At 40.1% G+C, this 14,082-nt stretch carries 13 protein-coding genes; 6 read left to right on the top strand and 7 right to left on the bottom strand.

Going from position 1 to position 14,082, the window contains the following annotated elements; genetic code table 11:
* Positions 1 to 52: 52 nt before the first annotated feature.
* From F2A31_RS12795 to F2A31_RS12780, 4 genes are all read left to right on the top strand, one after another.
* On the top strand, positions 53 to 1,180 hold the full coding sequence (locus F2A31_RS12795) for a Re/Si-specific NAD(P)(+) transhydrogenase subunit alpha (RefSeq protein WP_150026711.1): 1,128 nt from the start codon (positions 53 to 55) through the stop codon (positions 1,178 to 1,180).
* A gap of 11 nt (positions 1,181 to 1,191) precedes the next feature.
* The gene (locus F2A31_RS12790) at positions 1,192 to 1,515 is read left to right on the top strand and encodes a proton-translocating transhydrogenase family protein (protein WP_004637935.1); all 324 of its coding nucleotides are present in this window, start codon (positions 1,192 to 1,194) and stop codon (positions 1,513 to 1,515) included.
* 3 nt (positions 1,516 to 1,518) lie between these two features.
* Positions 1,519 to 2,985, top strand: a complete 1,467-nt coding sequence (locus F2A31_RS12785; protein WP_150026709.1) for an NAD(P)(+) transhydrogenase (Re/Si-specific) subunit beta — start codon at positions 1,519 to 1,521, stop codon at positions 2,983 to 2,985.
* 111 nt (positions 2,986 to 3,096) lie between these two features.
* Positions 3,097 to 4,368 carry a hypothetical protein gene (locus F2A31_RS12780; RefSeq protein ID WP_150026707.1) on the top strand — a complete coding sequence of 424 codons (1,272 nt, stop codon included), beginning with the start codon at positions 3,097 to 3,099 and terminating at the stop codon, positions 4,366 to 4,368.
* A gap of 71 nt (positions 4,369 to 4,439) precedes the next feature.
* Here the strand turns inward: F2A31_RS12780 and F2A31_RS12775 are convergent, their stop codons facing one another.
* From F2A31_RS12775 to F2A31_RS12745, 7 genes are all read right to left on the bottom strand, one after another.
* Entirely contained in the window at positions 4,440 to 5,264 is an 825-nt protein-coding gene (locus tag F2A31_RS12775; RefSeq protein WP_150026705.1) for an SDR family NAD(P)-dependent oxidoreductase, read from the bottom strand.
* A 149-nt stretch (positions 5,265 to 5,413) separates the two neighbouring features.
* Positions 5,414 to 6,034, bottom strand: coding sequence for an NUDIX hydrolase (locus F2A31_RS12770; RefSeq protein ID WP_150026703.1), 621 nt, complete (start codon positions 6,032 to 6,034; stop codon positions 5,414 to 5,416).
* Positions 6,035 to 6,214: 180 nt separating this feature from the next.
* Positions 6,215 to 6,613, bottom strand: a complete 399-nt coding sequence (gene rsfS / locus F2A31_RS12765) for a ribosome silencing factor (protein WP_004637939.1) — start codon at positions 6,611 to 6,613, stop codon at positions 6,215 to 6,217.
* 81 nt (positions 6,614 to 6,694) lie between these two features.
* Positions 6,695 to 7,489, bottom strand: coding sequence for a hydroxypyruvate isomerase family protein (locus F2A31_RS12760; RefSeq protein WP_005085320.1), 795 nt, complete (start codon positions 7,487 to 7,489; stop codon positions 6,695 to 6,697).
* Between the two features lie 25 nt (positions 7,490 to 7,514).
* On the bottom strand, positions 7,515 to 8,378 hold the full coding sequence (locus tag F2A31_RS12755; protein WP_150026701.1) for an NAD(P)-dependent oxidoreductase: 864 nt from the start codon (positions 8,376 to 8,378) through the stop codon (positions 7,515 to 7,517).
* A gap of 75 nt (positions 8,379 to 8,453) precedes the next feature.
* Positions 8,454 to 9,242, bottom strand: coding sequence for a crotonase/enoyl-CoA hydratase family protein (locus tag F2A31_RS12750; RefSeq protein WP_005092335.1), 789 nt, complete (start codon positions 9,240 to 9,242; stop codon positions 8,454 to 8,456).
* Between the two features lie 77 nt (positions 9,243 to 9,319).
* Complete coding sequence (locus tag F2A31_RS12745) at positions 9,320 to 12,130, bottom strand: GacS-like sensor histidine kinase (RefSeq protein ID WP_150026699.1); 2,811 nt, start codon at positions 12,128 to 12,130, stop codon at positions 9,320 to 9,322.
* 146 nt (positions 12,131 to 12,276) lie between these two features.
* Here F2A31_RS12745 and cysM point away from each other — a divergent pair, with 146 nt between their 5' ends.
* Together cysM and F2A31_RS12735 are read left to right on the top strand one after the other, a co-directional pair.
* Positions 12,277 to 13,200, top strand: a complete 924-nt coding sequence (gene cysM, locus F2A31_RS12740) for a cysteine synthase CysM (protein WP_215899256.1) — start codon at positions 12,277 to 12,279, stop codon at positions 13,198 to 13,200.
* A gap of 60 nt (positions 13,201 to 13,260) precedes the next feature.
* Positions 13,261 to 14,082 (top strand): 3'-5' exonuclease, encoded by an 822-nt coding sequence (locus F2A31_RS12735; RefSeq protein WP_150026697.1) that lies wholly within the window; start codon positions 13,261 to 13,263, stop codon positions 14,080 to 14,082.

Genomic DNA, 14,082 nt, shown 5'->3' with positions numbered 1-14,082 from the left:
AACATTGCGAGTCGCGATGTTTACTTAAGAAAAACTAGCTTGAGGAACGCTCATGCAGATCGGAATCCCAACCGAAACTGTCGCAGGTGAAAGTCGTGTAGCTGCTACACCAGAGACAGTTAAGAAGTTGATTAACGCAGGTCATAGTGTTGTCATTGAACGTGGTGCTGGTGTTAAAGCAGCCTATATTGACAGTGCTTATGAACAAGTTGGCGCAACCATTACGGACGATGCATATACAGGTAGCCAAATTATTTTGAAGGTACGTGCTCCGAAAGGTGACGAAATTCAAAAACTTGCGGCTAATACCACTGTAGTAGCAATGTTTGACCCTTATCGCAATCCAGAATTAGATCAGTTTGCTTCACAGCAAGTGTCTGCTTTTGCGTTGGAATTACTTCCACGTACACTTTCACGTGCACAAAATATGGATGTACTTTCTTCTCAAGCAAACTTGGCAGGTTATAAATCTGTATTGTTGGCAGCGGCTGAATATCAGCGCATGTTCCCAATGTTAATGACTGCTGCGGGTACAGTAAAACCTGCGCGTGTTGTGATCATGGGGGTTGGTGTTGCAGGTCTTCAAGCGATTGCAACTGCAAAACGTTTAGGTGCAGTTGTGGAAGCAACTGACTTGCGTCCGACAGCAAAAGATCAGGTTGAATCTTTGGGTGGTAAATGGTTAGACGTTCCAATGTCACCAGAAGAGCAACAGAAAGCTGCTGATGCTGCTAAAAATGGTTACGGATGGATGCCAGGTGAGCAATACATCAAGGACCAAGCAGCTATCGTTGATAAAGCTGTATCAAATGCTGACATCGTGATTACTACTGCGTTGTTACCAGGTCGTAATGCACCGCGTCTGATCAAAGCTGAAACCGTTGCCAAAATGAAACCAGGTTCAGTCATCTTAGATATGGCGGTTGAAACGGGTGGTAACGTTGAAGGTTCTAAAGAAGGCGAAACTGTTGTAACTGAAAATGGTGTGAAAATTTTGGGTATTCCAAATATTCCTGGCACTGTTGCAACTGAAGCATCTGCATTGTATGCACGTAACGTATTTAACTTCCTTGAAACATTGTTCGATAAAGATAAAAACTTTGCGATCAATCAAGAAGATGAAATCCAAAAAGCGTTACTTGTGACACATGGCGGTCAAGTACTGCTCAAGCGTGGTTAAGGAGATTTCTCATGGTTGAAACGATTACAATTTTCGTCCTTGCCATCTTCGTAGGTTATTACGTTGTTTGGGGCGTAACGCCTGCGTTACATACACCACTGATGGCTGTAACGAATGCTTTGTCTTCAATTATTGTTGTTGGTGCAATGATTCAAACAGTTGGCTTGCCTTTCCTTGGTGTTGAAGGTTCTGTACATTTTCAGACGATTAACCCGATTAGCATTTTAGGCGCAATCGCTGTATTCCTTGCAAGCATTAACATTTTTGGTGGTTTTGCTGTAACAGCTCGTATGCTGGAAATGTTTAAACCAAAGCAAAAGAAAAAAGAGGGCTAAGCGATGGAATTTATTCGAGATTATGCGGATTGGTTCTACCTAGTAGGTGCTGTCCTCTTTATCCTAACTTTACGTGGTTTATCTGGGCCTAAGACTGCAATTGCTGGTAGTCGTTACGGTATGATTGCGATGGCAATTGCTGTATTGACCACATTCTTCGTTGCTGAAGGTCCGGTAGTATGGATGATCGGTGTTGCAATGGCTGCTGGTGCAGTAATTGGTATCGCTAAAGCGCGTGCAGTTCCTATGACGCAAATGCCTGAAATGGTTGCATTAATGCACTCATTGGTTGGTTTGTCTGCGGTATTGATTGCGATCGCAACTGTATTAAAAGCTGCGCATTTTGATCAGTACGATGCAGGTCAACTTGCATTAGTGAATGATGCAATGTTAGCGCAAGGTTATTCTGCATTTGTTGGCTTTAGTAGTACCTATCGCTTTGAATTATTTGTAGGTTGTTTTATTGGTGCAATTACTTTTACTGCATCAGTATTTGCTTACGGTAAATTGGCTGCGAAAAAATGGGCTAAAACAATCTCTGGCGCATGGGTAAAACCTGTTCAAGCTGCATTATTTCTTGCAATGCTTGTATTTGGTGGTATCTACTTCGCGACTGATAGCTTAACTGCGTTCTACGTGATGACACTATTTGCACTTGCATTTGGTTGGATGTGGATTGCACCAGTAGGTGGTGGTGATATGCCGGTTGTGGTATCACTCTTGAACTCATTCTCTGGTTGGGCTGCAGCAGGTATTGGTTTCACACTTGAAAACAACATGTTGATCGTTGCGGGTTCACTTGTAGGTTCTTCTGGTGCGATTCTGTCTTACATTATGTGTAAAGCAATGAACCGTTCGATCATCAACGTATTGTTTGGTGGTGCGATGGGCGGTGCTGCAGTTGCTGCTGATAAAGGTGAGCAAGTTCAACGTAACTATCGTTCAGGTTCTGCGGATGATGCTGGCTTCTTGATGTCAAATGCTGATAGCGTTGTGATTGTACCGGGTTACGGTATGGCGCAAGGCCGTGCACAAAATGCGGTAAAAGAGCTGTGTGAAATCTTAAAAGAGCAAGGTGTGAAAGTACGTTTTGCGATTCACCCAGTTGCTGGTCGTATGCCTGGTCACATGAACGTATTGTTAGCTGAAGCTGATGTTGCATATGAAGACATTTTAGAAATGGATGAAATCAACTCTGACTTCCCAGCAACTGACGTTGTACTTGTAATCGGTGCAAATGACGTTGTAAACCCGGCTGCGAAAGATGATCCAAGCTCACCAATTTATGGTATGCCGATCCTTGAAGCACACAAAGCTCGTACGATCATGGTGATCAAGCGTTCTATGGCAACAGGTTATGCTGGTCTAGACAACGACTTGTTCTACAATGAAAAAACTATGATGGTTTTTGGTGATGCGAAAAAAGTGGTTGAAGATATGACAAAAGCAATCAATGGTGGTGGTCACTAATCTGACCTCATCAGGATTGTAAAAGCCACCTTCGGGTGGCTTTTTTGATTGAGTAGAAATGTTTGCTGAGTTATCTTTAACGCTATAACTTATAAGTTGTTTGAGTATTAAATGAATTCGGAACAATTACAGCTATTTATTAATCAGCTTTATTGGTGCGATGGATATCAACGTGAAGCAGCTTTAAGGCGATTGAATGGTTGTTTTGAATCAACTTTATTTCCTCACTTATTACGAAAATTAAGTGATTATGTACCAATTAACCGAAAGCTTGCAGCTCAGCATTTGTTGATATGGGTTGAACGGCCAGAAGGTGTTGATTTATGTATCGAATATTTTTTGGATGTGTATGCAATCCAAAAAAGGATTCGCATTGTGGGGGAGGTTGAGGATGTATTGGTTGATAAGGTTGCACAGAATTTAGATAAAGTAAAATCTATTTTGCTATTTAAGCAGGGAAAATTAAGCCGAGCATTATTTGATTATGCGAAGAAGAATCAGTTATTCACGGATATAGAATTACTTGAAATCTCTAAATTAGCTCATGATCAGCGGATTCGATTAAATTGGATTAACTCCATAGTTCAGCAAGAAGCATCTTGTCTTAAACAAGAGTTTATACAAACCAGATATTTTGATGTCAAGAAAGTGATTTTGTATAAATTGTTTGAGATGGGAGAGTTAGATATCAAGCTATTGCTGGCTGCCTTTAATAGTTCATGTTTATCAATTATGGATTTTTCTATTTTTGCATTAAAAAAACAAAATTTTGATTTTTATAATTATTTCTATGAAATGAGACTTTTAGTACTTCCAAATGAAAAAGTTAAATCTTGTTTATTGCAAATGGTTTTGTTGAAATGGGATAAGCGGGATTTTAATTTTTTTATAGATAAACTGGGAGATGAATCTAGCCTATTTATGATTTTATATAAAGCATTAAAATCAGGTTATTTACTATCAAGTGAAGTTGTTGATTTACTTTATCGAAAACAAGTTAAGTTACCATTTTATTTATTAGGAAAGTTTGTTGGACTGGGGGGATTCCAACCTCAAGAAGTTGATGAACTCTATCATTTGAGTAACGACCCAATTAGTTTAACTCAGCGTTTGAATATATATGGAAGTTTATCTTTTTGGGATAAATTAGAATATTTAACAATCCTTTGGAGATATTGTTCTATACAGGAAGAAAAGGATACTTTAAAAGAGAGAGTTGAAGATTTGCTAAATTTAGTAAAGTATCAATACTATGCACCTGTTTGGACAAAAGATAATAAGGATAAAGGGGTAATATTATTCGAGGCTATGGGTAATGAATACAAATTGATGCCTCATTATCATGAGGAATATCAGCAACTGAAAAGATTAATTTTTAAATAGTTTCAGAAAATTTGTTGACGCTGATTTTAGGTGTAACATAGAAGCCACCGTTAGGTGGCTTTTTATTTTGCTTATTTTAGATGCTTTTCTACAAGATCCATAGATTGGGCATAAAGGTCACGGGCAAGTTGCTGATTTTTAGCATGCGGTGATTTCCAGTCTGGCATGTGTGCGCTGACATATTCGCCATTACGGTCGGTCCAGCTATCTCCAATCGCCATTTGAGTAATCAGCTTTGCGGGTACAGAGGTTGGTACTAAACCGATTTTCATAACTTCATAAACAGGTTTCGGCAGTTCTCTATAGATATCAGATGCAACACCGCCAGGGTGCAATGCATTATTGGTAATGCTAGTGCCGGCCATTTGCTCAGCTAGTGCATTGCTGAATAGGAGATTGGCAAGTTTAGATTGACCATAATAAAACAAAGGATTGTAAAAACCTTCAGCGCGAAATTTATTAGGCTTAATTGACCCTGCCCAATGCGCAATGGATGCGAGATGGATAATTCGTGCTTGGGGTGCTTGTTTTAGTACAGGGAGTAGTTTTTGGGTAAATAGAAAATGTCCGAGGTAGTTCACCCCAAATTGCTGTTCAAAGCCATCGTGAGTGAGCTGTTTGGTTTTGGAAAAAAGCCCAGCATTATTGATTAATATATCTAGATTGCCGTAACGATCTGCAATTTCATCTGCTGCTTTACGTGTATTTTCGAGGCTATTTAAATCAAGTGATACTACGTCAACTTGACCTTGGTTTAACGCACGTAATCTGTCTTGTGCTTCTTTAGCCTTTTGCGGGTTGCGACAAGCTAAAATGATATGTTGATCTTGTTTAATCAGTTGTTTAGCGGTCGCAAAACCGATCCCTGTGTTAGCACCAGTAATTAGAATTTTCACTTCGTTTACTCCAGTTATGACTTTTTATCGATTGAGTTTAAAGCGATTCTATAATGTCTTAAATATGACAATTTGTCATGTCAAATTTAAGTCTGGCATTTGGCGGTAACTAAAAGATGAAAGAACTTCTTTATTGAGGTTACACCAAGTTAGTCAAAGTAAGTATTCTGAGGTAATTCTCGCTTCAATTCAAAAAAATGGTGAATTTGTGCTTCGGTGACGCGAGCTGTGGAAATTGGTGGTAATTCATCTCTACCAAAGAAACCTACTTCAGAGGTTTCAATACTTGGCTTGGCTTTGCCGCCTATTAGCTCGCACCAAAAAAAAGCTTTATAGACGTGTAGAAACATTGTTGGGTGGGGGTGTTTTCTACGATCAGTTAGCGCGAGCAATTTGACCGCTCTTACTTCCAATCCTGTTTCTTCAAGAACCTCTTTTTCAGCACTCTCTGCTGCGGAGTATCCAACGTCTGCCCAACCTCCGGGAACGGACCATAAGCCATCCTGCGTTTCTCTTGCTAATAAAAGTTTGTTGTCTTTAAAGACAACAGCCCGCACATCAATTTTTGGCGTTGCATAGCCAATATCTTGGAGTACATTTGGAATGAAGTGTGTGGTATCAATTTCTTTTAAATTAATTAGTGTGCGAACGTGGTTAAGGAGTTGTTGGTAGCGTTCTTTATCATAAATGTCTTTACTATAGTATAGACCTGACTGAGCTAGGCAAGTAATCTTGTTGAGTGTCTCAATCCATTCTGCTGAATCTTTCATCTTATTTTAAGCGTAATTCATCATAATTAAATACTAGCATTTTTACTGTATTTTACAATGCGTGGTAGATAAGTCCAAACTACATCAACTTGTTAAACTTGAATTTTGAAAAAATATTGTAAGTAACATGCATCATAAAAAAAGCGATCTTTAATAGATCGCTTTTTTGTGTATCAGGGATTAGGCAACAGATTCAGGTGTACGCCATAAACTTTCAAGGTCATAAAACTTACGAGCAGTAGGTAACATGACGTGAACTACAACGTGACCTAAGTCAATTAAGATCCATTCGGCATCTCGCTCACCTTCGACACCAATCGGACGAAAACCTGCTTTACGTGCTTCATCAGCAACATTGTCAGCAAGGGCTTTGACATGACGAGTTGAAGTACCGCTAGCAATTACGATTGCATCAGCGACATTGCTAATAGAACTTACATCAAGTTCTAAAATATCTTTGGCTTTTACATCAGTGAGGGCTTCATGTACCACTTTTAAGCAAGCGTGTACATCTTTGTTTGATGTTGTGATTTTTAGGTCGTGAGAATTAGAAGCGCTGGGCGATGGTTCTAAATTCATAGAGGGTATATTTTCCTGACAATTGCTCATCTTCAAATATACCGTTTTTAACAAAAAAACTCAAATTTTAGCCGTAACAGTTTATGTATTCACATCATTGGAAAAATACTTCTGTTTCCATGCAAATGATTGATCTGAATGCTCTTTTGGTCTGTATTCAGCCGCAATTATTCCTTGATAATCACTTTGTAATAACCAGTCAAAGATTTGTTTATAGGGGATATTTCCAGTATCAGGCTCATGACGACTCGGACAATCCGCAAATTGGATGTGTCCAATTTGATGAATATTTTCTTGTAACCCCGCCAACACATCTTCGCCCATCATTGCCATGTGGTAACAATCATATTGCATTTTCAACGCTGGGTGATTCACTGCTTCTAGCATTTCTTGACCTTGAGCAATGTTCTGAATTAAAAAACGTGGCATATCTGTGCCATTAATCATTTCAAAGACAGGCTCAATATGATGTTCAGTCAACATATGACAAGCCAGTTTTAAGTTGCTGGCAAGTGTATTTAAGCATGGCAATAAATCTGCATCCAAAGGTTGTTTGCCAGCCAAGATATTGATACGCGGAACATTTAATGCGGTTGCATAACTGATTGCAAGCTCAAGCGCTTGGTGAAATGTGGTTTCTAAACCAGGCACACCTGCTAAGCCATTACCCCCTTGCATTAGATCACCTGCAGGTGCATTGATCAGGCAAAGTGATAGGTTGTATTGGTTAAGTTGTGCTTGTATATCAAATATTTCAAGTTCATAAGGGAATTGGATTTCGACATGTTGAAATCCGTGTGCGTGTGCCAATGCAAAACGTTCGATGAGTGGCACTTCTGTAAAAATCATCGATAAATTGACTGCAAGATGGCTCATATCAAACTCCATGAAGCATTAATTATTATTCTATAAGTTTGATGATAGTGGCTAAATCCTTCTCAGCAAAGCCATTTTGTTGGTGCGCTTGTAACTGTGCTAAGGCTTTTTGTGCAACAGGTATCTTTAGGTTAAAACTTTGCGCGAGTTGTAACGCATTGTTTAAGTCTTTAGATAATGTTTGGACTTTCCATTGCACAGGTTCAAACACATGGGTTGCCATACGCGGTGCAAGAATCTGAAAGGGTTTGGAGTCTGCAAAACCACCTGCAAGCGCAGGGGCGAGCAAACGGGTATCTACACCTGCTTGCTCTGCAAGTGCAACTGCTTCCGCAATCAGCGTACTGTTGGCGGCAACAATCAACTGATTGCAAATCTTCGTTGCTTGTCCTGTACCAGATTCGCCCATTCGGGTAACACGCTGGGAGAGTACTGAGTAGATTGGTTCGAGCTGCTGAATTGTTTCGGCATCGCCACCTGCAAAAATTACTAAAGTACCTTGCTCTGCACCTGTGGTTCCACCAGATACTGGGGAGTCAATCCATGTAACGTGTTGTTGTTGTGCTGTAGTTGCAAGTTGGTGTGTTGCTTCAACAGATAAACTCGAAAAGTCGACAATGATTTGTTGAGCTTTTAGGTGAGGCTGGAGCTGGTTAAAAACACTTTGAACGGCTTGATCATCCGCTAAACAGGTTAGAATGACAGGATATTTGCCAATTTGTTCTAAAGTTAAGGCGGTTGCACCTTGTTGAATCAATGCTTCACATGCAAGTGGGCTACGATTCCAAACAGCAACTGCGTAGCCTGCTTGAAGCAGTCGGGCTGCCATACGTGTGCCCATTAAACCCATACCTAAGAAAGCGATGGGAGTTCTTTGATCAAGTATCATGTTTATAGCCTGTGCTGTTTTTGAGTATATTTGCGGGAGCGTGCTGAATGCCCCCACTCATAAGCTTCTCAACGTCTATTTATATTGTCTTGGTAAAAACTCAATTTCAGGGTTCTTATCTTTCTTACGAGCAAGTGCACTGTTCTTGCCTAATAGTAGTTTGAGTTGCCAAAGTTTTTCTAAACGCAGAGCCTTTTCTGGTTGATGCTCCATCGCGTCTAAAACACGTTTTGCTGCCATCAATGCATCTGGTGAGCGTTGCAACATCTCTTGAGCGATGACATTGGCTTTGGCGAGAGGATCTGTATCCAAGTGTGTCACTAAGCCGATTTCTTTGGCATATTCTGCATCAAAAATGCGCGCAGTGAGAGTAAGTTCTTTGGCTAGATCAACCCCAATAAGCCCTTTGAGTGAACGTGTTAAGCCCATGTCTGGAACAAGTCCCCAACGACTTTCCATAATCGACATTTGTGTTTTGGGTGCTGCGATCCGGATGTCTGCCGCAAGCGCAAGTTGCATGCCTGCACCGAAGCAATATCCTTCAATCGCTGCAATAACCGGGATAGGTAGGTTTTGCCAAATCAGAAAAGCTTTTTGGAATAGGCTTTGTCCTGGTTTGATCAGCTCCCATGCCGCAAATGCGGTGTTTTTAGGGTTGTTTAGGTCGGATAAGTCGATACCAGCACTGAATACTTGTGCTTCACCCGTCAAAATGACACAGCGGATAGAGCGATCCTTTTCAATTTTTTTAGCTGTTGAGACCAACTCTTTGAGTAAGGCAAAACTCATCGCATTGCGTTTGTCTGGACGATTTAATGAGACTGTTGCGATTCCATTGTTTTTTTCAACGCGTAAAAGTGCCATTGGTCATACTCTTATTGTGTTTGATGCTTGGCAGCATAGCATGAGTTGTCACCGTGAAGCATGACACGACAGTCATCTTAGCTGTCGTGTCCGTTCAAAACTAAATTTGCTGCATGTCTGACTTGTTCAATTGCGGCATTAAGCTCATTGAAGCGATGATTAGTTTCCCGAATAAACACATCATCCGCCTTGCGTCGTTCTTTGCGTAGAGTAGAAATAAATTGTTCAAACTCACCTGCAACACGTTGCAATGTTGGCGTGCCTACATAACGCGTCGCGCCATAGAGACGATGTAAAACATGCTCGAGTTGTGGGAAGTCTTCCATTTCAATAAGTTGCTGCATTTCATTTAGTTCGGTATCAAAGCTATCTACCAACATACCTAGCAAATCTTGCGCTAAATCTTCTTTGTTGGCAGCGAGTTGAATGCTTTGTTGCCAATTTAAAATTTGTGGATCAATTGACTCAATTGGACGTTTAGTCTCCGTGTTGGTTGGCTGTGAACTAAAATTATTTTTAGTCCACTGGGTTAGGATCTGAATGATTTGCTCCATTTGAATTGGCTTGGTTACATAATCATTCATACCCACTTTGAGCAACTTTTGTTTTTCATCTGCTAAAGCATGTGCAGTCAATGCAATAATTGGAAGTTGCATGCCTGTATCGAGTGTTGATTCGAGTGAGCGAATGGCACGCGTGGTATCAATACCAGACATTACAGGCATTTGAATATCCATAAATACCAGATCAAATGGTGGTAATTTCTGTTCAATTCGCTCCTGAATCAGATCAATCGCTTTTTGTCCACTTAATGCTTTGGTGGTGGTTACATTGAGTTCACCCAGTAATGCTTCTAAGACAATCAGATTCGGTAAATGATCATCGACAGCCAATACATGCAGCCCTTGGCCATTAAAGTCTTCAGGCTCTTGTTCGAAAATTGGCTGATTCGCTAAGAGTTGGATGAGTTCACGGCGACTTAATGGTTGATAGATTGGGCGAGCACGATATTCGTTGAGCATATTTGGATCAAGGCTCATTTGATAACCATACACCGCTAAATTGCCATGATAACGTTGGCGAATTTCTTTTAATAAGGCTTCAGTATCACCACTATGGTCCACAATCAACCACGTATTTTCTTGTTGATTTAAATGGTTGAGGCGGCTAAATAAATCTAAAATTGACTGTGTTTCAATATGTGCAACATGATAGTTTTCGAGATAGAGGCGCAATACACTTGCTGTTGCTGGATGCGCTAAATAAGACACCACTTGCAGATGATCAAAACGAGGATGTTCAACAAAAGCATCTTCTTCTTCAACTTTGAATGCAGCAGTAAACCAGAAGGTTGAACCTTTTTCGGTAGGCGCACGTTCTTGATTATCTTCAAAGCCGATTTGACCACGCATTAGATGTACTAATTGTTTGGAGATCGCTAAACCAAGTCCAGTGCCACCAAATTGACGCGTAACAGAAGCATCGCCTTGTGAGAAAGATTCAAATAATTTCTTGCGATCTGTACCACTTAAGCCAATTCCACTGTCTTGTACGCTGAAATGTAATAAACACTGACCGATGTCATCATCTTCCATGCGAACACGCACAATAATTTCACCATCAGGGGTGAACTTGATTGCGTTGGAAATGAGATTGGTCAGGATTTGTTTAAAGCGTAATGCATCACCCACCACATGCTGCGGGATATTTTCTGCATAGTAAAATGCCATGTTAATGTGTTTTTGAGCTGCCAAAGGTGACAACATATCCATCACATCAAAAATGGCTTCTTCGAGATCAAAGGGGGCAGTTTCGAGCTCAAGCTTACCAGCATCAATTTTAGAAAAGTCGAGTACATCATTAATTAATGCCAATAAATGAGCAGAGGACTTTCGAATCGTTTGCAGATAGAGGTTTTGTTCGTTGCTTAAATTTTGTTGGCGCAATAATAAATGGATAAAACCATCGATACTGTTGAGCGGCGTACGTAATTCATGGCTGATATTGGCCAAGAAAACAGATTTAGATTGGTTGGATGAGATAGCTTGGTCGCGTGCTTGGCGATAAGTAATATTTTGAACTTCTAAGGTATCTAAGGTGCGACGTAGATCTTCTTCAGTTTGTTCAGTATGTTCTTTAAGCTCTAAAAAGCTAAAATGAAGTCGTTTAACGACATTGGCAATATCGCGTTGTAGTAAGCGTAATTCACCTGTGCTGTTAACCACAATATGTTGATCTAAGGTGTCTGCATTCAAACGTTGCATTTGCATACGAATTTCATACAGTGGGGCCAACCAGCGACGAGAAAAAACATTCAAACAAAACAAAAGTATAAGTAAGGTAATTAAGCCTGTTGCGACCAGTGATAGTAAGATTTTATAGCGAGCAAGTTCGAGTGGATGATTATTCAACTCGATCATCAGCCATACTGAATTTGGATTTTCACTGTCCAGTTTTGAACCGTAAATACTATTACTATTGTGAGAAATAGGACCAAAAAAATCACTGTTTTTTGGGAAGTTGGGCCAGTAACGTGTGTTTTGATAACCAATGGTTAAATAAGTCTGTCCTTTATTGTCAATTAAAACTGCACGTTGTAGATTTTTCTCGTCAAACATTTTTTGAAAGAGATTTTGTGCACGATCATATTGATCTGGCTGTTCTTCGACTAAGTGGAGTAATTCATTTGCTGTTTGATGATAACGAGCCAAAATCGCTGATGCTTCTGCATTTTGTTGTTGTTTTGCGGCATTGGTTGTTTCGGATAAAACCCATAAAATGCCTACACCTGTCAGCACTGCAATGGGAACGAGAATTAAAGCAATGAGCTGCCCATACGCATGATTGAGCCGTAAACGTTTAGAGATAGTTTTGTTGAGATTTGACATAGTTGGGTCAGACTTATCATTCTGCAAAATATCTTAGCATGCTTTAAACAGGCTAGCATTTATCTACTAAGAAAAAGCCGAGTGAAAAGATGCAGTCTTGTGTTTTTTTTCATACAATAGATGCCACCTTGATATCGGTGTCGATCATGACCAATACGCAACCAGATTTTTTAGCAGATGAATTTTTACTAGATGAATATGTGGGTAAAACACCTTTAGTGCGTTTACAGCGTTTAGCAAGTCATACTCAAGCTACGATATTGGCAAAGTTGGAGGGTAATAATCCCGCGGGTTCAGTAAAAGATCGTCCTGCTTATAACATGATTGTTCAAGCAGAAAAGCGTGGTCAGATTAAACCAGGTGATACTTTAATTGAAGCAACCAGTGGCAATACAGGGATTGCTTTGGCAATGGTTTCGGCAATGCGTGGTTATAAAATGAAGCTGATCATGCCGAACAATATGAGCCAAGAGCGTAAAGATGCAATGTCTGCCTATGGTGCTGAGCTAATTGAAGTTACCCAGCAACAAGGTATGGAAGGAGCTAGAGACTTGGCTTTACAAATGCAGGCTGAAGGTCAGGGGTATGTTCTGAATCAGTTTGGCAACCCAGATAACGTTGAAGCACATTATCTCACTACAGGACCTGAAATCTGGAAGAAAACGGGTGGGAAAATTACCCATTTTGTTAGTGCGATGGGGACCACAGGCACGATTATGGGCGTGTCAAAATATTTGAAAGAACAAAATCCAGATATTCAAATCGTAGGTTTACAGCCTTCTGATGGTTCAAGTATTGCAGGAATTCGTCGTTGGCCAGAAGCATATTTACCAACAATTTTTGATCGAAGCCGAGTGGATCGTATTATTGATATCCCACAGATTGAGGCAGAGCGTACCATGCGTAAATTGGCGCGTACGGAAGGGATTAGTGCGGGAACATCTTCAGGAGGAGCGGTTTGGGCTTCAATTAAAATCGCTGAAGAAAATCCAGGTGCTGTAATCGTCTGTATCATCTGTGATCGTGGAGATCGTTACTTATCAACCGGTCTATTCTCAGTACAAGATTAAAATCTCCTTCAGCCACCTCTTGTGAAAATGAGGTTGGGAGGGATTTAGGGAGATTTCAAGATTAGCTTACGTTTTCCAATTTTGGTTTTTGATATTGAGACCCTGACCGATTTAAAGGCAGGTGCTCATCTTTATCACTTGGATTTGCCTGAAGCAGATGTCGAACAGGCGTTGACCAAGATTCGTCGTCAAGAATCGGGGATCGATTTTCAACGATTACCTTTGCACGAAATTGTATGCATTTCTGGTTTGTGGATCGATGAAAAAGGCATTCGTTTATTTTCATTTAGCCAAGAACAAAATACAGAAGCTGAAATGTTGTCAAAATTTTTATCAATTTTTGATAAAAAGCAGCCAACCCTTGTGAGCTGGAATGGCTCTCAGTTTGATTTACCTGTCATTTTATTTCGTGCGATGTATCATGGGCTGTCTGCACCGAGTTTGTTTGATCAAGGTGAAATTGATAACCAAAAACGATTTAATAACTATCAAAACCGATATCATCATCGACATGTTGACTTGATGGATGTGATGGCCATGTTTAATGGTCGAAATTTCCAGAAATTGGACGATATTGCTTGCTTACTCGGTTTCCCAGGAAAACGTGGTGAGTCAGGTTATCATGTACCAGAATATGTGCGGACTAAACAATGGCTAAAATTAACCAGCTATTGTGAAGGAGATGTATTGAATACGTGGTTAGTGTATTTACGGTGGTTATTGCTGAAAGGTCAATTAAATCAGCAAGATCACCAACAGTTAATTCAGTCAACTATTGATTATTTACAAACGCAAACGCAACAATCAGATTTTATGCGGGTATGGCAACAAACATCGCAATATACTGTATTTACCGCACCAACGTTTGCATCAAAAAATTAG

This window comes from Acinetobacter suaedae, from assembly GCF_008630915.1.
Taxonomy (GTDB): domain Bacteria; phylum Pseudomonadota; class Gammaproteobacteria; order Pseudomonadales; family Moraxellaceae; genus Acinetobacter; species Acinetobacter suaedae.
This window is presented reverse-complemented; position numbering and strand designations above follow the sequence as displayed.